Annotated in this window: 16 protein-coding genes; 4 read left to right on the forward strand and 12 right to left on the reverse strand. The window is 59.2% G+C overall.

Annotated elements, in window-relative coordinates; genetic code table 11:
- The first annotated feature begins 57 nt into the window (after nt 1–57).
- Both argJ and SPHFLASMR4Y_RS05245 read left to right on the forward strand, forming a co-directional pair.
- Nucleotides 58–1,287: a bifunctional glutamate N-acetyltransferase/amino-acid acetyltransferase ArgJ gene (gene argJ / locus SPHFLASMR4Y_RS05240; RefSeq protein WP_089132613.1), complete on the forward strand. Its 1,230-nt coding sequence runs from the start codon at nt 58–60 to the stop codon at nt 1,285–1,287.
- A 4-nt stretch (nt 1,288–1,291) separates the two neighbouring features.
- Entirely contained in the window at nt 1,292–2,098 is an 807-nt protein-coding gene (locus SPHFLASMR4Y_RS05245; protein ID WP_089132614.1) for an inositol monophosphatase family protein, read from the forward strand.
- Here SPHFLASMR4Y_RS05245 and trxA read toward each other — a convergent pair.
- The 7 genes from trxA to SPHFLASMR4Y_RS05280 all read right to left on the reverse strand — a co-directional run bounded on the left by trxA (nt 2,095) and on the right by SPHFLASMR4Y_RS05280 (nt 13,432).
- Nucleotides 2,095–2,421 (reverse strand): thioredoxin TrxA, encoded by a 327-nt coding sequence (gene trxA, locus SPHFLASMR4Y_RS05250; protein ID WP_089132615.1) that lies wholly within the window; start codon nt 2,419–2,421, stop codon nt 2,095–2,097. The genes SPHFLASMR4Y_RS05245 and trxA overlap by 4 nt on opposite strands.
- A gap of 75 nt (nt 2,422–2,496) precedes the next feature.
- Nucleotides 2,497–5,949 carry a double-strand break repair helicase AddA gene (addA, locus tag SPHFLASMR4Y_RS05255; protein WP_089132616.1) on the reverse strand — a complete coding sequence of 1,151 codons (3,453 nt, stop codon included), beginning with the start codon at nt 5,947–5,949 and terminating at the stop codon, nt 2,497–2,499.
- Nucleotides 5,942–8,941, reverse strand: coding sequence for a double-strand break repair protein AddB (gene addB / locus SPHFLASMR4Y_RS05260; RefSeq protein ID WP_089132617.1), 3,000 nt, complete (start codon nt 8,939–8,941; stop codon nt 5,942–5,944). The genes addA and addB overlap by 8 nt, the downstream gene beginning before the upstream one ends.
- Nucleotides 8,934–9,650 carry a nucleotidyltransferase family protein gene (locus SPHFLASMR4Y_RS05265; RefSeq protein ID WP_089132618.1) on the reverse strand — a complete coding sequence of 239 codons (717 nt, stop codon included), beginning with the start codon at nt 9,648–9,650 and terminating at the stop codon, nt 8,934–8,936. The genes addB and SPHFLASMR4Y_RS05265 overlap by 8 nt, the downstream gene beginning before the upstream one ends.
- Complete coding sequence (locus SPHFLASMR4Y_RS05270) at nt 9,647–10,633, reverse strand: phosphotransferase (protein WP_089132619.1); 987 nt, start codon at nt 10,631–10,633, stop codon at nt 9,647–9,649. Before SPHFLASMR4Y_RS05270 ends, SPHFLASMR4Y_RS05265 begins: the two co-directional genes overlap by 4 nt.
- Nucleotides 10,630–11,076: a tRNA (adenosine(37)-N6)-threonylcarbamoyltransferase complex ATPase subunit type 1 TsaE gene (gene tsaE, locus SPHFLASMR4Y_RS05275; RefSeq protein WP_313906760.1), complete on the reverse strand. Its 447-nt coding sequence runs from the start codon at nt 11,074–11,076 to the stop codon at nt 10,630–10,632. Before tsaE ends, SPHFLASMR4Y_RS05270 begins: the two co-directional genes overlap by 4 nt.
- 4 nt (nt 11,077–11,080) lie before the next feature.
- A complete protein-coding gene (locus SPHFLASMR4Y_RS05280; RefSeq protein ID WP_089132620.1) occupies nt 11,081–13,432 on the reverse strand; it encodes a PAS domain-containing sensor histidine kinase in 2,352 nt (783 codons plus the stop codon).
- Between the two features lie 113 nt (nt 13,433–13,545).
- Between SPHFLASMR4Y_RS05280 and moaB the strand changes: the two genes are divergently transcribed.
- Both moaB and SPHFLASMR4Y_RS05290 read left to right on the forward strand, forming a co-directional pair.
- Nucleotides 13,546–14,073, forward strand: a complete 528-nt coding sequence (gene moaB, locus SPHFLASMR4Y_RS05285) for a molybdenum cofactor biosynthesis protein B (RefSeq protein ID WP_089132621.1) — start codon at nt 13,546–13,548, stop codon at nt 14,071–14,073.
- Between the two features lie 48 nt (nt 14,074–14,121).
- Entirely contained in the window at nt 14,122–15,219 is a 1,098-nt protein-coding gene (locus tag SPHFLASMR4Y_RS05290; protein ID WP_089132622.1) for a PA0069 family radical SAM protein, read from the forward strand.
- Here SPHFLASMR4Y_RS05290 and SPHFLASMR4Y_RS05295 read toward each other — a convergent pair.
- From SPHFLASMR4Y_RS05295 to SPHFLASMR4Y_RS05315, 5 genes are all read right to left on the reverse strand, one after another.
- The gene (locus SPHFLASMR4Y_RS05295) at nt 15,216–16,823 is read right to left on the reverse strand and encodes a long-chain fatty acid--CoA ligase (protein ID WP_089132623.1); all 1,608 of its coding nucleotides are present in this window, start codon (nt 16,821–16,823) and stop codon (nt 15,216–15,218) included. The two genes, SPHFLASMR4Y_RS05290 and SPHFLASMR4Y_RS05295, sit on opposite strands and share 4 nt — an antisense overlap.
- Before the next feature lie 50 nt (nt 16,824–16,873).
- The gene (gene dnaE / locus SPHFLASMR4Y_RS05300; RefSeq protein WP_089132624.1) at nt 16,874–20,374 is read right to left on the reverse strand and encodes a DNA polymerase III subunit alpha; all 3,501 of its coding nucleotides are present in this window, start codon (nt 20,372–20,374) and stop codon (nt 16,874–16,876) included.
- Nucleotides 20,375–20,519: 145 nt separating this feature from the next.
- Entirely contained in the window at nt 20,520–20,993 is a 474-nt protein-coding gene (locus SPHFLASMR4Y_RS05305; RefSeq protein ID WP_089132625.1) for a glutathione peroxidase, read from the reverse strand.
- 97 nt (nt 20,994–21,090) lie between these two features.
- Nucleotides 21,091–21,777: an ABC transporter ATP-binding protein gene (locus SPHFLASMR4Y_RS05310; RefSeq protein ID WP_089132626.1), complete on the reverse strand. Its 687-nt coding sequence runs from the start codon at nt 21,775–21,777 to the stop codon at nt 21,091–21,093.
- Nucleotides 21,770–23,020: a lipoprotein-releasing ABC transporter permease subunit gene (locus SPHFLASMR4Y_RS05315; RefSeq protein ID WP_089132627.1), complete on the reverse strand. Its 1,251-nt coding sequence runs from the start codon at nt 23,018–23,020 to the stop codon at nt 21,770–21,772. Before SPHFLASMR4Y_RS05315 ends, SPHFLASMR4Y_RS05310 begins: the two co-directional genes overlap by 8 nt.
- Nucleotides 23,021–23,029: the final 9 nt, after the last annotated feature.

Genomic DNA, 23,029 nt, shown 5'->3' on the forward strand with positions numbered 1-23,029 from the left:
GACAAGGCCTCGTCATATCAGCGCGTTCTATCAAAACATTGAACAAAGGCAAGTTAAGTGTCGGACAATCTTTCGCCCCTGGCCCCAGCACAATCGCCCGTTTTACCTGAAATAGCGGGCGTGTCCTGCCGCATCGCTCGCGCACGCTACAAGGAATGGGATCGCTGCGATCTGACCTTTGTCGAACTCGCAGCCGGCACGGCGGTTGCCGGCGTGCTGACCCGGAGCAAATGTCCCTCTCCGGAAGTGGAATATTGCCGGGAAGCGCTCTTGGGCGGCAAGGCGCGTGGCCTGGTGGTCAACGCCGGCAATGCCAATGCCTTCACCGGCGCGCGCGGCCTGGCAGCGGTGAAAAAGATAATATCACTAGCCTCAACCCATCTCGGATGCGACGAAAATGAAATATTTGTCTCCTCGACCGGGGTGATCGGCGTCCCGCTGCCGCAGGACAAGGCCGAAGCGGGCCTGAAAGCTGTTTTCGCGGCGAAGCCCTGCAGTTGGGAAGACGCAGCGGCAACGATTATGACCACCGATACTTTCCCGAAGATGGCGACCACAAGTGCGATTGTCGGCGGTCAGACCGTCCATTTGTGCGGAATCATCAAGGGCTCAGGCATGATCGCCCCGGATATGGCGACAATGCTCGGCTATATTTTCACCGATGCCGCGGTCGAAGCGAAGCTTCTGCAGGAAATGCTGAGCGCGGCGACGGCCAGAAGCTTCAACTGCATCACCGTCGACAGCGATACGTCGACCAGCGATACCGTACTGGCTTTTGCCACGGGGCAGAATGCAGCCCCTGCCCTCACGTCCTTCGATGACGATGGCGCTGATGCTTTTCAGGCCGCTCTGAGCGATCTGTGCATGCAGATGGCGCATCTCGTGGTCCGCGACGGCGAAGGTGCGAGCAAATTTATCGAAATCGCCGTGACCGGAGCAGCAAGCAATGACAGCGCCAAGCATATTGCCCTGTCGATCGCCAATTCGCCTCTGGTCAAGACCGCCATTGCTGGCGAAGATGCCAACTGGGGCCGTGTCGTGATGGCCGTCGGCAAGGCGGGCGAACCGGCCGACCGTGACAAGCTCGCAATCGGCTTTGGCGGGGTCACCGTGGCACGCGATGGTCTGGTCGTGCCGGATTATGACGAAGCACCGGTGGCCGCCCATCTCAAGGGCAGCGAAATCGACATTACTGTCGATATCGGGCTGGGCGATGGCCGGGCTACGGTATGGACCTGCGATCTGACCCACGGCTATATCAGCATCAACGCCGATTACCGGAGCTAAGCCTTTGCACAGTCTCTATCAGCCCGTCCTCGACATTATCGAAAAAGCGGCGCGTGATATTGTCATGCCTTATTACCAGAATCTGAAATCGCACCAGATTGACGAGAAAACACCCGGCGATCTGGTGACGGTCGCGGACAAGCTGAGCGAAGAATATATCGCCGGCGCCCTGTCCGATCTGCTGCCGGAAACCAAGATTGTCGGCGAGGAAGCCTTTGCCGCGGATGAATCGGTGCTGGACCAGCTCGCCGATGGTCAGGTCTGTATCATCGATCCGATTGACGGGACGGGCAATTACGCCGCCGGACAGGGGCCGTTCGGCATCATGATCGCTCTGGTCGAACAGAATGAAACCGTCGCCGGCTGGCTCTACGACCCGCGGACCGCGCGCATCTGCCACGCCGCCAAAGGCGATGGCGCCTTTATAGACGGGACGCAGGTTGCGGTTCCAGAGGAGCATCCGGACAGGCCCGTTGCTGCGCTGGCGACCGGCTTCATGACTCCGGAAGAGCGGGATATGTTGCTTGCTGCTGCCGGGCCATTTTACGATATTGTCGACATCCCCCGGTGCGCTGCCGAGCAATATCCGCGACTGGTACAGGGATCCAATCACGTGTCTGTATTTCAGCGGACCCTGCCCTGGGACCATGCCTCGGGAGTATTGTTCCTTAACGAAGCCGGCGGCCAATGCGCGCGATGGGACGGGTCGGACTATCGTCCCGCAGATCGCAGAAAAGGATTGCTCGGCGCCTCGTCACCGAAACTCTGGGACGAAGCAGCCGAGCGCCTTGGGGATATATTCAGAAATTAAGCAGGCAGCGACTGTTCAAGCCATTGCTTGAGCTGGCTTTTCGGAGCTGCACCCACCTTGGTCTCAACCTGCTCACCATTATTGAACAGAATCATGGTCGGAATGCCGCGCACGCCGTATTTTGCAGGGGCGTCCGGGCTGTCATCGATGTTGAGCTTGGCAATGGTCACCTTGCCAGCCAGTTCATCGCTGATTTCTTCCAGAGCGGGGCCGATCATTTTGCAGGGGCCGCACCATTCTGCCCAGAAATCGACCAGCACGGGGCCATCTGCCTTCAGGACATCGCCTTCGAAACTTGCGTCGGTAATTGCTTTGGTAGCCATAACGAATCTCCAATTGTTCCCGACCTATTTAGGTATGGTCCGGCCTCGGCTCAAGCGCGGTAGCGCAAAGCTTTTTCATATCGACTCAAAGCCCGGCTTGTGCCGGTCGATCAGATCGGGCGAAATCTCCAGCATTAGCGGACCGTGCGAATAGAGCAGTCCGGCCTTGATCGGACGGTCCGGGAATATCTTTTCCAGCGCGACAACATAGGCCGCCATCTGCCGCAGGTAGGCGACCGGTGCCTGTCCGGCATTATCAGGCACCCGGCGGCCCGTTTTGAAATCGACGACATAGATATGATCGTCGGTGATCAGCAATCGGTCGACCGTACCGGAAATGACATGTTCGCCGACAACCGCTGCAATCGGCGCTTCTGCCAGGCTTTCGGGGTCAAAAAGAGCGGACCAGACCGGATTGTCCATGACCGCGAGAACCGTCTTGATAATCTCTGCGCGCCGGGCCGGATCGCCAATCTGCTTCTGCTTTTCCAGCCAGCGGTCGGCGACATCCAGTCGGCGTTCCGGTGCGATATTGGGCAGACGCTGGAACAGACTGTGCAGCAATATGCCACGTTCGGCAGCGTCGCGCATGGCCATATCGGGCGGCGGATTGCTGGCATCGTCGGGGCCGAGATGCGAGGGTGTCAGGGGCCTCGGTGGTCGCGATTCCTCCGGTGCCGAGCGGAATAACCAGTCCGGTGCAGGCGTTCTCTCCGATTCCTGATCAGCGCTTGGGGCAATCGCAGGCAAGACGGCGGGCTTGTTCCGGCTCTCGACGCGATATTCCCGCGACGCCAACCATTCCGGGTTATCCTGCCAGTCGCAGCCGAGAGCGATCAGGCCGCGCTCGATGGCACCATACCAGCTTAGCTCGGGCACTTCGCCCTTTGCTCTTGGTCCGAGCACACCGGCTACAACGAGATGCTCTTCCGCCCGGGTCATCGCGACATAAAGCAGCCGCCAATGTTCTTCCATTGCGACCTTGTCGGCATAGGCGGAATGTTCAGCCAAGATTCCGACGCGCTCCGACTTGCGAACCGGGACCACCGGATATTCGAGTTCCAGACCGGTCCCCTCGCCGAGTTTGATATTGAAGCCGCCGCTTTTCTTGCTCGCAGGGTCAAAGGTCGCATTGGCGAGGATCACCAGCGGTGCCTGCAATCCTTTTGCGCCGTGAACGGTCATCAGGCGCACTTCATTGCCGCCCTCGACCTGTTCGCGCTTGATTTCGACATCGCCCCGGTCGAACCAGTCAAGAAAACCCTGCAAGGTGGGTATATGGTCCTGCTCAAAGGCCAGCGCCGTTGCCAGCAGCTCGTCGAGCGGGTCGACCGCCGCATGGCTGAGCCGGGCCAGCAATTTGCACCGCCCCTGCATCGCCCCGGACAGGATCGTCTCGAGAAACTGATAGGGCGTATTGAAATCGGCCATCGCCAGCAGCTGCTGCAGCGGCTTGATATGGTCGCCAAGACGGTCCTGCCTGCGCAAGAACTCCCAGAGGCTTTTCTCTTCATCCTTCTTGCCGCGATAACCGCGAGCCAGCAAATCCTCCTGGCTCCAGCCAAGCAGCGGCGAAACCAGCAGGCTGGCGAGATTGAGATCATCATGGGGCTGCAGCACGAAACGGATAGCGGCCAGCAAGTCCTGCACCACCAGCGGCTGGTTGAGACGGATCCGGTCGATCCCGGCCACCGGGACTTGCTCGGCGAACAGGCGAGCCACAATCAGCGCGCTCAGTTCGTCACGCTTGCTCACCAATATCAATATGTCTTTCGGCTGCAGAGCCCGGTTTTCCCGGTCCAGCCATAGCGGATTGTCCGGTGACAGCCATTTCTTGATCTGCAGTGCAAGCTTCTGGGCGAAAACCCGTTTCTCCTCGCTGGCCCAGGATTCCTCATCTTCATCGTCAGCGTCGCTTCTGTTCGCTATCGGCTTCCACAAGGTCACACTGCCGCTCGCGCCCTGATAATTGCTGCGATGCTCGGGTATCGGTTCGATCAGCCCCAGTTGTTCGTGACTGATCTGTTCCAGCGTGGCATCGACCGCTTCCAGAATGGGCGGGGTTGAGCGGAAACTCCGGTCCAGCGACAGGTCGCCGAACCTTTGTTCCGACGCGTCGGCCAAGGCAAAAAATTCGGTCCTCGCATTGGCATAATTATGCGGGCTGGTGCCCTGAAAGCCAAAGATCGCCTGCTTGAAATCGCCGACCGTGAACAGCGTCCGGTGGCGTTCCGGATCGGCGCCCATGCCGGCAAAAAACTCGCCGGCCAGCGCCCGGACGATATCCCATTGCGCGACATTGGTATCCTGCGCCTCGTCGATCAATATATGATCGGTGCGCTGGTCTAGCTTGTAGCGGATCCAGGCCGCCATATCGCTTTTCTGCAAGAGCCTCGCGGTCATCCGGATCATATCGTCGAAATCGACCACGCCGTGCAGCCTTTTGGCGTCGGCATAGCGGTGGTAGAAGGCGCGCCCCGCTTCCAGCGCGCCCGCGAACAGGTCGGCATATTCGAACAGCACCGCTTTTTCGAGCAGGCCGTTGCTCCATTCGAACAGCGAACCGGCAATAAAATCATAGTCCGGCAGAACCTTTAACAAGCCTTTGGTCGGTTTCGGCGGCGCGCCCGTGGTTTTGGTCGCCCAGGCCAGATGAATATCCGATAATGCTGCGGCCCTTTCCTGCGGGTTGAGGGTCAACCAGAGACGGATCGCCAATTGCCGCTCCTGTTCCTTCTTGCCTCCGGCTTCCGCCATGGCATCACGCAACAGAGTGATCGCGCGCAGGTCAATCGCTTCGTCCGCGCAGCGTTCCGCCAGCCAAGACTGCGCATCGCCATCAATCGGCAGGCCGAGCACCCCGCGGACAAAAGGCAGGACGCCGGTGGGCAGTCCATCCATCGCATCAGCCTTGGCCGCGCAGCTCATCAAAAATTGTTCGGTCGCCTCCTCGCCCATCCGGACGCTGAGCCGCTGGATCGCCTCGACAATCTGTAGACGCCCGGCCCGTTCTTCCTCGAGCAGCAGATCACCCAAAGCCTCGCGCGCCAATATCTTCTGGTCGCGGTCCTCGATCGGCTTGAACATCGAGGCGATGCCCGCCTCTTCGGGAAAGGATGCAAGCAGCGACTGGCAGAAACCATGAATCGTCATGATCCTCAGACCGCCGCCCTGGGCGTCGAGCACGCGGGCAAATAAAGTCCGCGCGCGCGCTCTGGTTTCGGGTCCGGTCGAGGCGCCGATTGCACGAAGATCATTTTCCAGCAGCGTATCGTCCATCCGCACCCAGGCGGCCAGTTGCCGGTTGATCCGCTCTGCCATTTCCGCAGCGCCAGCCTTGGTAAAGGTCAGGCAGAGAATATGTTCGGGATCGACCGTCTCTGTGAGCAACAGACGGAACACTCTCGCGGTCAGGACCTGCGTCTTACCGGTGCCGGCGGACGCGCTCAGCCAGATATGAGCATCGGGCTCGACCGCATCAATCTGCCGGTCCTTGAGCGGGAAGATTTTCGGCTTGCCGCTACTCATCCCCGGTCCCTTCCGTCGGCGCACGCCCGTACCATTCCTCGAGCCGCATCAACTGGTCATAATCGGCATAGCGGGCATATTCCGGATGCAGCTTGGCGGTCATCGGCTCCTCGCCCAATATATAGCCATCGGCGACCTCGTTAAAACGGGCGACGGCATGATCCACCATCGCGTCGGCCGGGATGATATTGTCGCCGCGCCCTTTTGTCGGTGAGCGGACATGACCGAAATCGTCGGTGCCGCCCTTTTTCGCCAGCGACCAATATTCAAAGGCCACCGCCTCCCCGTCGATATCCTTGAAGCCGCCCAGTTCAGCAATGGCGGCAAGCAGGCCGAGCTGCAGATTATAGCCTTCGGCCACCGCCTTGTTGCTCGGCGCGCCGCCGGTCTTGTAATCGACAATGGCGAGGCCGCCATCGGGCATCCGGTCGATGCGATCGGCGATGCCCGACAGTTCGACACCGGCGATCTCGGCCTTTCCGTATATTTCCGAAGCCAGCGGTTCGCGGCCACTCTTGCGGCCCTCCGCCAGCGTATCGGCGATCCAGTCCAGCCCTTCCAGCAGGCGCGGCGCCCACAGGCTGCGCATCAACGGGTGCAGTCCGGGGTCCTGCAGAAATCTCTGCGCCCGTTCCCGCAATGCCGCCGGTGCATAATCATCCTGCTTGGCCCATTGGTCGAGAATGTCATGGATGATCGTCCCGCGCCAGGCGGCGCTCGGGTCGGCGTCGATCATGTCAAGCGCGGCGAGACCCATGATCTTCTTCGCGTAGAAGGAATAGGGATCGGCAATCAGGCTATCGACCTGGGTCACCGAAATCGGGATATGCCGCTGTTCCTTGCTCGGCTCTGGTGCCGGACGCGCATAAGGCGCGGGTTCGCTCTCCGGCTGGTCGAGCGCGGACAACCAGCCACGCGCCTGTGGATGTTCCTTCAGATTGTCGCCGCACATGCCCTTCAGCCGGAGCAGGAAGCGCGAGGCAATGGCAGGGCCGGAATCGTCACGATGCGCGCGAGAGAGGATCACCCGCTTCGCCCCCATCGCGCCGACCAGATCATGCGCTGACAGGCCGATCTGCCGTTCCTGCGCCGGCAGGCCGAGCGATTTGCGGATCATTGGTGCCAGCCAGGGATCGGGCGTGATCGCCTGCGGCCAACTGCCCTCGTTGAGGCCACAGCAGATGACCAGATCAGACTGTTGCAGGCGCGCTTCCAGCAATCCGTAGAGCGCGATCCGGGGATGGCCTCCGTATGGCGGGCGCACCGAAATATCGGCCATCAAAGTCTCGAAATAGCCAGGCAGCTCATCCGCCTTGATGCGGATCGGACCCATTTCCGCGCGCACCTGCAAATTGGCGAGCAAGTCGGCCAGTTCCCGTCCGCCGGGCCCGGCCCAGACCGCGCCATCGGTCAGTGTCTCCGCCAATTGCCGCAGCTCATCGAGAAGTTTCGGCCAGTCCAGCGCAGACGCGAACAGGTTTTCCATTGGTTCGAACATCGTGCGCACCGATTGCCACCACGGCGTGACGGCTGCGCGCAATGTCTTCGTCCGGTAATTATCTGTCCGCAAAAGCGCGTCGATACCGGCCAGCCCCGGCGCCGGACGCGGGCCACGCAAAAGCAGGTCGAGCTTGCGGACTTGGTCGAGCCATGAAAGCCGCCCCTCCCCGCGCTGCACAAGCGGATGTTTGAGAAGCGCGAGAAATTCGGCCGGCGGAAAACCGTCTGCTACCGCCGCCAGCAGATTGAGGAAGAACACCCCTTCCGGAAGCTTTGCCAGAGGCTGCCCCGCGGTATCATCCACCTGGATGTCCCAGCGCTTGAGATGGGCAGAAATGCGCGTCGCCAGCGACCGGTCCGGCGTGACAATCGCCACCCGCTGGTCCGGGTCTTCCAGCGCCTCGCGCGCCAGCAGCGCAATGACCTGCGCTTCCTCGGCGCTGTTGCGCGCCTCGACCGTTTGCACCCCGGCGAGGCTGCGTTCGTCGCTTTCCAGTGTCTGCCAGCGCACGGTCAGTTGTGGGATCGCGAAAGCGTTGCTCAACGCCCGGCTGCGTTTGGCCGCCGCGCCGCTTTCGCCGGTGCGCGGCCAGCGCATCACCTCGCCGCGCGCAATCGACATGCGGTCGAGCAGCAATTTGATATGATATTGCGGATGGGTTTCCTGCGCGCGCTTCGTGTAGCCGCTGTCCGGGTCCGGCAGGAACGGGCCGAGCAAGTCCCACTCCTCGTCCGGCATGATCAGGTCGAGATCCGGCAGCACCACCATCCCTGAAGGCATGAAGGCTATGGTTTCGAGAAAGCGGGCAATGGCGGGGGCAGACGTGGTAATGCCAGCCGCGACGACAAAATGGCCGGGTGGCGATGCCTTCCAGCTTCTGGCGATATGGTCGAACAGGGCGTTGCGGCGCACCGCCTGATCCACCCGCTGCCATTTTGCCAGCTGCTGCCGCCATTTCTCGGCGATGATCAGGAAGAAGCGGTAGGAATCCTGCCAGTGCGTGGACAGATCAAGGCTCTCCGGCTCCGTTTTCATCAGGTCGGACAGCGAAATTTCCTCGACGTTCAGCTGGTCGAGCGTGCTCGCAAATTCGCGTGCCAGCCGCAGCGCGTCCTTGGCCAATATGGCGTCGTCGCGCAACCGGATTTCCTTCTGGATCAGCTGTGCCAGCGTCAGCAGCCGGTCCATCGGATCGACGGCGGCCGGAATATCGAGCGCCAGTTCCCCGGAATCCAGTGCAACTCCGATCGATTCGTCGAGATCGAGATCGCCGATCACCGCCATCTGCGGCAATAGGAGCCCGTCTTCGCTCAGCCGGACGAATGCTTCCTGCAGCGCGCGCTGGGCGCGGTTGTTTGGCAATATGACGAGACCACGGGCCAGTCCGAAAGCGTCCTTGGCAAAGCGGTCAATCAGCCCCTGGGCCAGCGCATCGGCAAAGCCGCCATGCGCGGCAATATTGTAGATGGATGGCCGGCGTCGTTCAGACATTCGCCAGCGCGGCTTCTGTCGGTGCTATCGCTTCCGGCGAGCCGACCTCGAACCATTGGCCTTCGTGCACCGCCCCGAACAGCCGCCCTTCACCAATGGCGCGCTCCCACAAAATATTGGTCGAAAACGGGCCGGCGGGCGCATCGCGCAACAGCCGCTTGGATATCAGCTGGATACCGGAATAGATCAAAGGTGCCGTCTGTCCGGGCCGCTTGCGCGAAATTCTCTTCTCGTCATCGAGATGAAAATCGCCGTCGCCCTTGTAATTGTTCGCCGCTTCCCGCCGGATCAGCAGCAACAGCGCGTCCATCCTGTCCCCGTCCCAGGCCTGTGCCAGCTGCAGCAGGCTGTTGACCGGCCCGTTGGTCCAGAGATTGTCGCTGTTGATGCAAAAGAAAATATTCTCCGCGATCAGCGGCTCCGCCCGCACCAGTCCACCGCCCGTCTCAAGCAACTGCTCGCGCTCGTCGGACACGTGAATATCGACCGGATAGGGCAAGGCGGCCAGATGCGCTTCCATCATGTCGGCGTGATAATGGACGTTGACCACAGCCTTGCCTATGCCCGCTTCGACCAGTTTCTCGAAACAATGGTCGATCATCGCCTTGCCGCCCACCTCGACCAAAGGCTTCGGACGGCTATCGGTAAGCGGCCGCATCCGGGTGCCCAGCCCTGCCGCCATGATCATCGCGGTTGCAACCTCGGTCATTTATTTGCCTTCGTGACCTGCATGGGACGGTTGCGCACCGCATCGGGAATGTTCCGGTCGAACCATTGCGCGACCGGTGCCAGCGCCGGATGGCGCAGGTCCTTTTCCAGCAGACGCCACATTCTTGGCAGGAAATCGAGATAGCGCTCCTTGCCGTCCCGCATGCAGAGACGGGTAAAGATACCGATGATCTTGCTGTTCCTCTGCGCGCCCAGAATGGCATAATGGCTACGGAATTGCTCCGCCGCATCCCTGTCATGATCCGACAGATAATAGGCGAGCATATCCTCTTCCAGTACATCCGGCACATCGCGACGGGCATCCTGCAACATCGACACCAGATCATAGGCCGGGTGACCGATCAGCGCGTCCTGAAAATCCAGCAGGCCGAGCCGGCCATCTTCGAGCAGCATGATATTCTCGGCGTGATAGTCACGCATCACAGTGACCGGCGGATTTTGTGCCGCCAGAACCGGCGCGAGAATTTGCTGCCAGATTGCTTCGAAACCCTGTGCATCGACTTCCAGTTGCTGGGCCGGGCAATACCATTCGGTCAGCAAATTTGCTTCCCGCAGATATTGCGCCTCGTCATAAGGCGGCACCGACGCTGCCGGTGCCTTGTGCAATTCTCGCAGCAAATCAATAACCCGCCGATAGATGCCGTCTTCGGCCTCCGGATGATCATCCAGATATTCGCGCATCCGCTGGTCGCCAAAATCCTCAAGCAGAACCAGCCCCTGATCGAGATCGCGGGCGAAAATTTCCGGTGCGGCAAATCCGGCGCCGGTCAGATATTCGGCAATCGCGATGAAGGGCCGGGGATCTTCGTGCGGCGGCGGTGCATCCATCAATATCGCCTGACGATCATCGCTGCGAACACGGAAATAGCGGCGAAAAGATGCGTCTCCGGCCACCGGCGTGATCCGGGCGTTCTGCCAACCGTTTTGCGTCAAAAATTCTGCCGCTGCTGTCGGCGCTGTCATGTCAATGGCCATCTGTCTTCCCAAGCGTCACCGGCAGTCCAAGTCAACCGGCGATTGCCCTCTTTGGTGATTTCCAACTCCAGATTGAGCGCGTCTGACCAGAAACTGTCGGGCATGCGGTCGGGCCATTCGACGATCATGGTGCCGTCGACCAGCACCTCCTCCAGACCGAGCTCGGGGATTTCTTCCGGGTCATCGATACGGTATAAATCGACATGCGCGACCGGAATTCTGGTTTCGGGCGGTTCGTAGATCTGGACTATCGCGAAGGTCGGACTGGGCACTTCCTCGCCGAAGCCCATCCCTTCCAATATACCTCTTGCCAAAGTGGTCTTGCCGGCGCCCAGCGTCCCCCGCAGCGCGATCTTGTCCCCGGCGCGCAGCAATCCGCCCAGTTTTCGACCGACGTCCAGCGTCGCTTGCTCGTCATCCAGAACCATCATGAAATCATTGCCGCGGCAAATCCAGAGTGACCAGCGTGCCCTGTCCCGGTTCGGACGTAAGCGTCAGGTCACCGCCATGGGCACGAACCAGCTGCCGCGCGAGAGGCAGCCCGAGGCCGCCGGTTTTCTCGCCAGCCTTCTGGTCGCGTGACCGGGCGAAACTGTCAAACACCTTGGACTGTTCGCCGGCGGTCATCCCGGGGCCATTATCCGATATGTGGATCATCGCCTGCTTCACATTTCCCGATCCGTGAATCAGCAATCTGCCGCCATCATCGGTATATTTGATGGCATTGTCGACGATCTGCGAAATGGCCTGGGTGAGCCGCTTCTTGTCCGCCATGGCCGAGCCGAGCTTCTCGTCCAGCTGCAATTCCACACCAATAGCCTTGGCCGCAGCGTCCTCGGCAAAATGCCCCGCAATATCCTCGATCAACTTCTTCAGATTGACCTTCTCCTTGGCGATCGGCAGCGCGCCGGCTTCGCTCTGGCTGAGGTCGAGAACATTTTCGATCTGGTTGCCCAGTCGCTTGACCGACTGCAGGATCGCCCGAACATATTCGTGACCCTGATCGGTCAAGGGCCCCGCAATACCCTGATCCAGAAGCTCCGCAAAACCACCAATGGAAGTAAGCGGAGTCCGGAATTCGTAACTCATGTTGGACAGGAAGCGGCCCTTGATCGAGTCGGCTTCGACCAGTGCTTCATTGCGTTCCCGCAGCGCCTGTTCGATCCGGTAGCTGTCCGATATATCGAGCATGGTGAACAGCGCATTGCCATCGGGCAATGGAATCGCGGCAAATTCGAACCGTCGTCCGTCGGCGAAATTGAGCCGCCCCCCCTTCTGCTGGCGCTCGGTGGTTGCGCTGCGGACCATATCGCGTACTTCCGAAATACGGGCGGGCTGCTTCAACTGGCCCGCCATTTTCTGCATCAGCGAATCCACACGCGGATGCTTGCCGAGATCCGTTTCTTCCAGACCCCAGTTATTGGCAAACTGATGGTTCCAGATATTCAGTTTTCCGTCAGCAGAAAAAACCGCGAGGGATTCGAACAGATTATCGAACGTTGCCGTCCTGACCCGAAGCAATGTGTCGCGGGCACTCGCCAGTTGCACCTGTTCGGTGCGGTCTTCGAAAATAACCAGCAATCCACCATCCGGTGTCGGATTGGCCAACACTCGCAAATGGGTTCCGTCGGCCAGCAGCCAATTTTCTTCCATCGCCTTGGCGGACTGGAACCAGCCGGTCCGTTCCTCACGCCATTCCGGAAAATCGCGGACTTCCGGAATACGATTCATTTCACGCATACGGTCCAGAACGCGCGGGAATTCCGGCTGCTCCGCAATCCACTGCTGGCGCATGGAAAAGATACGCTGGAACGGAAGATTGCAGAATTTCAGCGACTTGTCCGCGCCGAACTGGGCCACGCCGGCGGATATCCGGTCGAGCATGTCGCGCTGCGATTCCCCGAACCGGCGCTGTTCCCGTCGTGCATCTTCCAGTTCCTGAATGTCGATCGCATAGCCCGCAATCCCCGACTTCCCGAGCGGCACATCCACCACCTGGGTCATTCGCCTTTCTCCACCGACCGTGGTCGCGACAATCCGTTCAAGCGGCTCGCCCCGTTCCCTAGCCCGTGCCGCCGCATCGACCGGACTGAACCCGTCGACCGGCTCTACCAGTTCAACTCCATTGGCAATGACCTGCTCGCCATTTTCGGCATCGACCGCTGCGACATAGGCGCTGTTGACCAATGTCAGGCGCAGGTCGGGCGAGCGGTGCCACATCGGCACCGGTGCAGCCTCGATCAAGGCGGATAGCGCATCAAATGCGGCGCGTGCCGCTTCGTTTTCCTCGCGCAGCTTGGAAATTTCGCCTTCGCTGTCAGTCGCGTCGAAAATCCACAGCAGGGCACTGCCATTGGGCGCGATTTTCTGATCCGCCAACCCGCCGCGGATCAGCAGCGCCTTGTCCGAACCCCGCACATTTATAGCACGAACGAAGCTGCTTCCGGTTTTCTGGGCGAGATTGACATCCTGCATCAGCGCTTCGAGATCCTGCGGTACCATGCCCCGGCTTTCTTCGGACAATTCCGAAATATGGGCGGGCAGATGATCGAAACCGAGCCAGTGCATCAGCCTTTGCGATGCCTCCAGTTTGCCATCGGAGCGGACCAGCAACGGCAGGGCCGGAGATGTTTCCAGCAATCGCCCGAGCCTTCCGGACTGCCGCAAGGTGGATTCCGCCTTGCTCTTCATCGCCAGACCGGTCCAGATGGCCCACGCAGCCACGCCGAGCCAGGCCGCAAGTATGAGGCCCAATATGACAGCCGTGAGATCAGGGACGTTGGACATTGACTAATCCGATTAGACGGATAGTTAACCCACGAAAACCCCTATTCTTTATGACTTGGAAATGCGCCGCAGACTAAGTTATCCTAGGCGTCGTACCAAAGCGGAGAGCAGCCATGCCTATCGACGAAAGCCGGACCTTCAAACCGATCAATATCGCATTGCTGACCGTGTCCGATACGCGCTCGCTGAAAGAAGACACTTCAGGCGACATATTGGCGGAACGGATCGAGAAAAAAGGCCATATTCTGCTCCATCGGAACCTGCTGAGAGACGATAAATCCGTGCTTGTGGCACAGCTTCACCAGTGGATTGACGATGAAGAGGTCGATGTCATCATTACCACCGGCGGCACTGGCCTGACCGGGCGCGATATTACGCCAGAAGCCCTCGATGCGGTCAAGGACAAGGATATCCCGGGTTTTGGCGAATTGTTCCGATATCTGAGTATCGCCAATATTGGTACGTCTACGGTACAGTCCCGCGCTTGCGCCGTGGTTGCGCGCGGGACCTATATATTCGCCCTGCCCGGTTCCAACGGCGCGGTCAAAGACGGCTGGGACGGCATATTGGACACTCAGCTGGACAGTCGTCACCGGCCCTGCAATTTTGTCGAACTGATTCCCAGACTGCTTGAAAGATAAAGATTAAATCCATTTGTTCTTACTATGTTCTCATAGTAGGAAGGCCCTATGGTCGACAAGAACACGGATTTCCATTTGGCGCGCAAGGGCAGAGGTGCGCCGAGCAACGGCGTTTCACAGCGATTCAATCTGCAGGACCGCGAAATCGACGGTGACTGGCTGGACGAAAGAGAATGGATCGGCGACAGCCCTGCCCCACTGCGGACCGATGTCACCACCGAGTTTCCCAAATCGATCATCACTTACAATCAGTCACCCGACCTGCCGTTCGACCGTTCGATCAATGCCTATCGCGGCTGCGAACATGGCTGTGTCTATTGCTATGCACGGCCGACCCATGCCTATCACGACCTGTCTCCCGGCCTTGATTTCGAAAGCCGGCTGTTCGCCAAGCCCAATGCCGCCGACCTGCTCCGCCAGACATTTGCCAAACCGAATTACCAGCCGGACAGCCTCGCGATCGGCACCAATACCGATCCATATCAGCCGATCGAAAAACGCTACCGGATCACGCGGCAGATACTGGAAGTCATGCTGGAAACGCTCCACCCGGTGGTGATCACCACCAAATCCAGTCGTGTGGTCGAGGATATGGACTTGCTGGCACAGCTGGCGGCGCATCAGCTCACAGCGGTTGCGATTTCGATCACGTCGCTCGATCCGCAGACGGCGCGATTGCTGGAACCCAGAGCGCCCGCTCCCGCACGGCGGCTGGCAGCCGTGCGGGCGCTCAGTACCGCCGGCATCTATGTGCATGTCAACATCGCCCCGGTGGTTCCGGGGATTACCGATCACGAGATTGAAGCGATTGTCGCTGCAGCAGCGGAATGTGGCGCCACAAGCATCTCCTTCATTCCCATGCGCCTGCCCCATGAGGTCGCGCCGCTATTCGAGCAATGGCTGGAAAACCACTATCCGGACCGCAAGGCCAAGGTGATGAGCATCGTGCGGCAGATCCGCGGCGGCAAGCGCAACGATCCCGGCTTCCACAGCCGCATGCGCGGCCAGGGCCCGTGGGCCGACCTGATCCGCACCCGGATTGGCATCGCGGCGCGCAAGGCCGGGGTCGGCAAGGCCAAGCTCAAGCTCCGGACCGACCTGTTCCGGCGCCCCCTGGTCAAGGGCAGCCAGATGGAACTATTCTAGGCGTCCGCCAGGCTTTTCAGTTCATAGTCCTTATATTCTTCCCGCAGCGACCGTTTCAGGATTTTCCCGGTTGCCGTGTGCGGCAGCTCGTCGACGAATTTCACTTCGTCGGGCAACCACCATTTGGCAACCTTGTCGCCAAGATATTCGATCACATCGGCTTCCGAGACATCGCTACCCGGCTTGCGCACGACCAGCAGCAGAGGCCGCTCGTCCCATTTCGGGTGATAGACACCAACCGCCGCCGCTTCGGCGACGCCGGGGCAACCGACCGCCGCATTTTCCAGTTCGATCGAGCTGATCCATTCGCCGCCCGACTTGATCACATCCTTGGCCCGGTCGGTAATCTGCATCGTACCATCGGGGTGCAGCACCGCGACATCGCCGGTGTCAAACCAGCCGTCATCCTCGACCGCATCCTCGTCCGCGCGATAATAGCGCTTGATGATCCACGGTCCGCGAATTTCAAGCGTGCCGCTGGTCTTGCCATCGCGCGGAGCGACATTACCGTCCTCGTCGATCACCCGCAGTTCCACGCCGAATGGCGGCCTGCCCTGTTTGCAGATAACGTCGACCTGCTGGTCAAAACTCAGCGCGTCCCAATTGGCGGGTAGCGAACCGGCGGTCCCGATCGGAGATGTCTCGGTCATGCCCCAGGCATGGGCGACCCGGATGCCGTTTTTCATCAGCCGTTCGATCATCGAACGCGGGCAGGCCGAACCGCCGATCACGACGACCCCCAATTTGCCATAATCCCCGCCATTTTCATCCATATCGGCAAACATCGAGAGCCAGACTGTTGGCACGCCCGCGCTATGGGTCACGCCCTCTTCGCGGATCAATTTCCACAGGACATGCGCTTCGTTGCTGGCCGAAAAGACCATTTTCGCGCCGACCGCCGCGCAAGCAAAGGGCAATCCCCAGGCATTGGCGTGGAACATCGGCACGACCGGTAGCATCACCGAGCGGGTAGCCAGATCCATAACATCGGGCTGCACCTCGGTAATCGCGTGGATGACATTCGAGCGATGCTCATAGAGAACGCCTTTCGGATTGCCGGTAGTGCCGCTGGTATAGCAAAGCCCGCAGGGATCATTTTCATCGACGTCGACCCAATCGAAATCGCCGTCTTCCGCATCGACAAGCTCTCTGAACGTCGGATAGTCGCCTTTCTCGCCGTCAAACTGGATATAATGTTCAACCGTCTTGAGCTGCGGCTTGAGCATTTCGACAATGGGAGCGAACATCTTGTCGAACAGCAGCACCCGGTCTTCGGCATGGTTGATGATATAGACCAGTTGTTCCTCGAACAGGCGCGGATTGACCGTATGGAGAATGCCGCCGATACCGGCCGACCCGTACCAGCTGATAAGATGATGCGCATGGTTCATTGCGATGGTTGCGATCCGGTCGCCCTTGTTCATGCCAAGGCGCTGCAATGCTTGAGAGAATTTACGGGATTCCCGTCCAATCTCCGCCCAGTTGCTGCGACTGATACTGCCATCGGCCCAGTAGCTCACAATCTCGCGTTCGCCATGCTCTCTGGCGGCGTGATCGATCAAATTGGTAATCTTGAGCGCGCTCGCTTGCATCGCACCGGCCATATCTTCTCTCCAGAATAGTTATATTTGGCCGGTTTCTGGTATGTTTCAGGCTAGCTGACAAGCCTTAATTTGGGTTTCGCCACCCGCATCGGCCGGGCCGGTCCCAAGCGGACGTTAGCCAAACCCTGAACCCGCTCCAGCATCTCCACCGTTTCCGCATCCAGACGAAAGGAGCGCCCGAGGCATACTTTGACAAAATCATCGTGCGGACCGGCCATGATTGCCACTATTTCGCTTTGGCCGCCCAGCAACGGCGCCACCAGATTGGTCAGTTCGTGCAGGCCGGCAATATCGAGGATTTCCAGCTCCATGCGGGTGCGGGTGGTCTTCTCCAGACCGTCCAACGGCTGCACCGTCCGGATCGCGACGCGCGGATTCTCGTCTTCCGACTGCTGGTCCAGTTCGACCTTGAGCAGGGCACAACGCCCCTCCTGCGAAAGTTCTTCCAGAATCTTGCACTGGTCTTCGTCAAAACAACTGGCGGAAAACTGGCCACTGCTGTCCGACAGATCGGCAAGCGCGAATCTCTTGCCCCGGCGACTGTCCCGCCAGCGCACTTTCTCGATAAGCGCCGACATCACCGCCGGCTTGCGGATGCCTTCGCCGATCGGTTCACCACTGCACAATGCCGCATAGGTCATGGCGCCAAGCGAAGAGGAAACCGCCTGGAACTGCGTGACGGGGTGCGAGGAAAAATAGAAACCGAAAGCATCGCGCTCGCGGGCCATGATCTCGTTGAGCGACCAGTTGCTGCCCTCCGGCAACCGGATCGCCTGCATGTCGCCACCGGCACTGCCTTCTCCGAAAAGCCCCCCCTGCCCGCTTTCACGTGCATCAGCGGCACTGTTTGCGACCGACAGAATCATGTCCGCGCCGTCATGGACCGCCGCGCGATTGGGCTCCAGATCATCAAAGGCGCCAGCCGAAGCCAGACTTTCGAGCTGACGCTTGTTGAGGCCGTGCGGATCAATCCGGTTGGCAAAATCCTCGATCGACGAGAACGGGCCAGCCTTGGCGCGTTCGGTAACCACAGCGTGCATCGCCTTTTCGCCGACATTCTTCAGACCTGCCAGCGCATAGCGTACCGCAAGCAGCGCTTCCGGTTGCTCCTCGACCGAAAAATTGGGCCGGCTCTTATTGATCGCCGGCTGCAGCACGGTCACTCCCAACCGTTTCATGTCGTCGACAAAGATGCTGAGCTTCTCGGACTGATGCATGTCGAAACACATCGAAGCGGCATAAAATTCATGCGGGTGATGCGCCTTCAGCCAGGCCGTCTGATAGGCCAGCAGGGCGTAGGCCGCTGCGTGGCTCTTGTTGAAGCCATAGCCGGCAAATTTGTCGATCAAGTCGAAAAGCTCGTTGGCCTGTTCGCTGTTCAAGCCCTTTTCTGCGGCACCCGTCACAAATCTGTTACGCTGCACGTCCATTTCCGCCTGGATTTTCTTACCCATGGCGCGGCGCAGCAAATCTGCTTCGCCGAGCGAATAGCCGGCGATGATCTGCGCGGCCTGCATCACCTGTTCCTGATAGACAAAAATCCCGTAAGTCTCCTTGAGGATATCCTCCAGCAATGGATGCGGATAGGCGATATCGACGCGCCCGTTCTTGCGGTCCCCGAACAGCGGAATATTGTCCATCGGGCCCGGCCGGTAGAGCGAAACCAGCGCGATAATATCACCAAAATTGGTGGGTTTCACGGCCGCGAGCGTACGCCGCATGCCTTCCGATTCCAGCTGGAACACACCGACGGTATCGCCGCGCTGGAGCAGCTCGAAAACTTTCTCGTCTTCCCAGCTCAGGTTTTCCAGCTCAACCGTTATGCCGCGTTCGGTAAGCAGTTCGACCGCCTTCTTCAGCACCGACAGCGTTTTCAGCCCCAGAAAGTCGAATTTCACCAGACCGGCTTTTTCGACAAATTTCATGTCGAACTGGGTTACCGGCAGATCGGAACGGGGATCACGGTACAGCGGCACAAGCTGGTCAAGCGGACGATCCCCGATCACCACGCCGGCAGCGTGAGTGGAACTGTGCCGCGGCAGCCCCTCCAGCTTCATCGCCAGATCGAACAGCCGCTTGACGTCCGACTGCTTATATTCCTGCGCCAGTTCCGTGATGCCGTTGAGGGACCGCTTCAGATCCCACGGATCGGTCGGGTGGTTGGGCACCAATTTGGTCAGTCGGTCCACCTGCCCGTAAGGCATCTGAAGGACCCGGCCGACATCGCGCAACACAGCGCGCGCTTTCAGTTTTCCGAAGGTGATGATCTGGGCGACCTGCCGGTCGCCGTATTTTTCCTGCACATAGCGAATGACTTCGCCGCGTCGGGTTTCGCAGAAATCGATATCGAAATCCGGCATCGACACACGTTCCGGGTTCAGGAACCGTTCGAACAGAAGCCCCAGCTTGATCGGGTCTAGATCGGTAATGGTCAATGCCCATGCCACAACCGAACCCGCACCGGAACCACGTCCCGGCCCCACCGGAATATCATGATCCTTCGCCCATTTGATAAAGTCGGCAACAATCAGGAAATAGCCGGGAAAGCCCATGCTGACGATCACATCAAGCTCGAAAGCAAGACGGTCAAAATAGACCTTCCGCTCCGCTTCGTCCGTCAGACCGACAAATTCCAGCCGTCTTTCAAGTCCGGCGGTCGCATCCTGACGCAATTGCTCGATTTCTCCCGCCAGATCACCCGCCAGACTGGGCAGGATCGGGTCTCGTTTTGGCGGCGAGAACGCGCATCGTTGCGCGATAACCAATGTATTTTGCAGCGCTTCTGGTATGTCGGAGAACAGGTCTTCCATCACCAAGGCGCTTTTCATCCACAGATGCTTGGAAGGCTTTTCACGTTCGTCATTTTCGACATAGGCAGACTGTGCGATACATTTCATCGCATCATGGGCCTCGTGAAAATCCGGCTCCGAAAAGCAACTCGGATTTGTCGCTACCAGCGGAATGTCGCGATCCATGGCCAGTGCAATGAGACCGGATTCCGCCGCCATTTCGACCGGATCTTCCCGACGCGACAATTCGATATACAGCCGCCCCGGAAAATATTGCTGCAACAGGGACAGATAGGCTTCGGCTTCCGATTGCTGCTCCTCTGCAATCAGACGCGCCAGAGCGCCTTCTCCGCCCCCGGTCAGAGCCAGCAGACCGGCATTATGATCGCGCAGCATTTCCATGGGAACATGGGCATCAAGTTCGCCAGGCCGGTCGAGATGGGAGGCCGAAACCAGCTTGCAGAGATTTTCATAGCCTTCGGCGTCCTGCGCGTAGAGCGCGATCCAGTCCAACGCCGGTTTTGTCGGATCGGCATCGGGACGCGCAACCCTGAGAAAGCAGCCGGTGATCGGCTGCACGCCCTGGCCGCGGCAACCGTCATCAAACGCCATGGAAGCGAAAAGTCCAATCCGGTCACACAGCGCAACAGCAGGAAAACCGCGCTCTTTGGCGGCAGCACCAATCGCGGCCGGCTCCATCGCTCCGTCCAGGATCGTATAGGCAGAAAAGGTGCGGAGATGGACGAAAGGAGTCTGGGCCATGATCGTCAGACTAGCGCGACAAACGGGCCTTGCCTATGCAAACGATCAGACCGGTCGAAACTATCGACCATTTGTCCACAGCATATTTACCCGGCGATCACGCAACAGGCTGAACCGGATGGGAGTCAGCTGCGGCACGGCATGGCTATAGCAGTGCTTCAATCTCGCTTTTCAGTTGCTCGGGCTTTACCGCAGGGCCGTGGCGCGCAACGACATTGCCTTCGCGGTCGACCAGAAATTTGGTGAAATTCCATTTGATCCGGGAACCGAGCAGACCCGATTTTTCAGTCTTGAGATATTTCCACAATGGGTCGGCATCGTTGCCGTTCACTTCGACTTTCGCCATCAGCGGAAAGCTCACATCATAATTCAGCGAACAGAATTTCCTGATTTCGTCGGCATCGCCGGGCTCCTGATTGCCGAATTGATTACAGGGAAAGGCCAGGATTTCGAGGCCCTTGTCATGATATTCCTGATGCAGCTTTTCGAGCCCCTCATATTGCGGCGTGAATCCGCATTTTGAGGCGGTGTTGACAATCAGAAGCACCTTGCCCTTGTGCGCGGACAGATCCTCCATCGAACCATCGGCCTGCTTCACCTGAAATTCCGTAACCTTCATATGCGCCCCGCAATGTTTGTTTCTAGGTTTTCCTTGTCCCACAGATTGATACTCGCACGAGAAAAGTCAAAGCCATTCTCGATTCGAACTGAAAAGCCTATGCTAAAACACCCTCATGCAGCCGCACAACCCGGTCCATCTTGGCAGCCAGCCGTTCATTATGCGTCGCTATCAGCGCGGCACTGCCTTCCTGGCGAACCAGGCCGATAAATTCGGAAAGCACCAGATCGGCGGTTGCTTCGTCGAGATTGCCGGTCGGCTCATCGGCAAGCACCAGTTTCGGCGATGTGGCCAGAGCGCGTGCAACCGCGACCCGTTGCTGTTCCCCGCCGGACAATTTGCTCGGCTTGTGATCCAGCCGCGCGCCCAGCCCCAGACTGCTCAACAAGCTTTCCGCCCTTGCCTCGGCCTCTTGCTGAGTCGCCCCGGCGATCAGCTGCGGCATGACCACATTTTCCAACGCATTGAAATCGGGCAGGAGATGGTGAAACTGATAGACAAATCCCAACAGATCACGCCGGATCCGGGTATGGCAACTGGATGGCAACTGGGCGGTTTCCTCGCCGTTGAGCTTGATCGAGCCTTCGAATCCGCCCTCGAGCAGTCCCACCGCCTGCAACAATGTCGACTTGCCGGAACCGGACGGGCCTAGGAGCGCGACAATTTCATTCGCGTGGATATCGAGATTGACGCCGCGCAGCACCTCGATCCTGACATCCCCCTGGACGAAGCTGCGCCTTACGTCGCGCAACTCTACGGTTTTCTGGTGTTTCATGTCACTCATAGCGAAGTACCTGCACGGGGTCGGTACTGGCCGCCTTATAAGCGGGATAAAGCGTGGCCAGGAAACTGAACAAGAGCGCCAGCCCGGCGATACCGACCACTTCCATCGGGTCCGTCCGCGCCGGCAATTCGGTCAGGAAGCGGATCGACGGATCCCACAGATTCTGCCCGGTGATAGCCTGGACAAAATTGATTACATTCTGTCGGAAATGGATCGCGATCAGGCCGAGCATGATGCCGGCGGCTATGCCCAGCGTACCGATCGAAGTGCCCACCGTGACGAATATCCGCACCAGCGAAGCCCGTGATGCGCCCATGGTGCGCAAGATCGCAATATCTCTGGTCTTGGCGCGTACCAGCATGATCAACGACGATAATATGTTGAAAACCGCCACCAATATGATGATCGACAGGATGACGAACATCACCACCCGCTCGACCTGCAAAGTTTCGAAAAGCGAGGCATTCATCGTCTGCCAGTCGGTGATCACCCCGCGGTCAGCCACCTTGGGAACGAGAGGCGCGATTATCTTGCCGACATTGTCGGCATCATCGGTCTTGATCTCGATCATGCCGATCTGGTCACCGAGCAACAGCAAGGTCTGTGCGTCCTCCATCGGCATGATTACGAACGCCTTGTCATAGTCATAGACACCGACTTCGAATATCGCGGCGACGTCATAGGCGATTTCGCGCGGCACCGTTCCAAAAGGCGTCGAACGCCCTTGCGGATTGATAATGGTGATCCGGCTGCCTACCTGCGCACCGAGCGTTGTTGCCAGCCGGCTGCCAATGCCGACACGCCCCGATCCGGACTCGAGGCGCGCAAGATCACCGGAAATGGTTTTTCCATCGAGCGTTTCGTTATTCAAAATGTCCGGGACCTGCATCCCCCGCACCAGCACCGCTTCGACCCGTCCGTTGAACGTGGTCAGCAAGGGTTGTTCGATCAACGGCGAAGCCGAGACGACCCCCTCGGTATCACGGGTTTCCTCGAGCAGGTCGCGCCAACCCGGCAACCGGCCGCCATAGCCCTGGATTACGGCATGGCCGTTGAGACCGACAATCTTGTCGAACAGCTCTGCACGGAATCCGTTCATCACGCTCATCACCACGATCAGCGCGGCAACGCCCAGCATGACCGCTACCAGGCTGATACTGGCAACGAGGAATATGAAACCCTCCCCCTTGCCGGGTAACAGATAGCGTTTTGCGATGACCCATTCATAACGGGATAGGAGCATGAGTTGGGG

It is taken from the genome of Sphingorhabdus sp. SMR4y (assembly GCF_002218195.1).
GTDB lineage: Bacteria > Pseudomonadota > Alphaproteobacteria > Sphingomonadales > Sphingomonadaceae > Parasphingorhabdus.

Coding starts and splice junctions, on each gene's coding strand:
- SPHFLASMR4Y_RS05265 (WP_089132618.1), bottom strand. CDS start 9,650: ATGACCGAGGTTGCAACCGCGATGATCATGGCGGCAGGGCTGGGCACC.
- SPHFLASMR4Y_RS05290 (WP_089132622.1), top strand. CDS start 14,122: ATGGTCGACAAGAACACGGATTTCCATTTGGCGCGCAAGGGCAGAGGT.
- SPHFLASMR4Y_RS05280 (WP_089132620.1), bottom strand. CDS start 13,432: ATGTCCAACGTCCCTGATCTCACGGCTGTCATATTGGGCCTCATACTT.
- SPHFLASMR4Y_RS05270 (WP_089132619.1), bottom strand. CDS start 10,633: ATGACAGCGCCGACAGCAGCGGCAGAATTTTTGACGCAAAACGGTTGG.
- addB (WP_089132617.1), bottom strand. CDS start 8,941: ATGTCTGAACGACGCCGGCCATCCATCTACAATATTGCCGCGCATGGC.
- trxA (WP_089132615.1), bottom strand. CDS start 2,421: ATGGCTACCAAAGCAATTACCGACGCAAGTTTCGAAGGCGATGTCCTG.
- SPHFLASMR4Y_RS05305 (WP_089132625.1), bottom strand. CDS start 20,993: ATGAAGGTTACGGAATTTCAGGTGAAGCAGGCCGATGGTTCGATGGAG.
- tsaE (WP_313906760.1), bottom strand. CDS start 11,076: ATGATGGTTCTGGATGACGAGCAAGCGACGCTGGACGTCGGTCGAAAA.
- dnaE (WP_089132624.1), bottom strand. CDS start 20,374: ATGGCCCAGACTCCTTTCGTCCATCTCCGCACCTTTTCTGCCTATACG.
- addA (WP_089132616.1), bottom strand. CDS start 5,949: ATGAGTAGCGGCAAGCCGAAAATCTTCCCGCTCAAGGACCGGCAGATT.
- moaB (WP_089132621.1), top strand. CDS start 13,546: ATGCCTATCGACGAAAGCCGGACCTTCAAACCGATCAATATCGCATTG.
- SPHFLASMR4Y_RS05295 (WP_089132623.1), bottom strand. CDS start 16,823: ATGGCCGGTGCGATGCAAGCGAGCGCGCTCAAGATTACCAATTTGATC.
- SPHFLASMR4Y_RS05310 (WP_089132626.1), bottom strand. CDS start 21,777: ATGAGTGACATGAAACACCAGAAAACCGTAGAGTTGCGCGACGTAAGG.
- SPHFLASMR4Y_RS05315 (WP_089132627.1), bottom strand. CDS start 23,020: ATGCTCCTATCCCGTTATGAATGGGTCATCGCAAAACGCTATCTGTTA.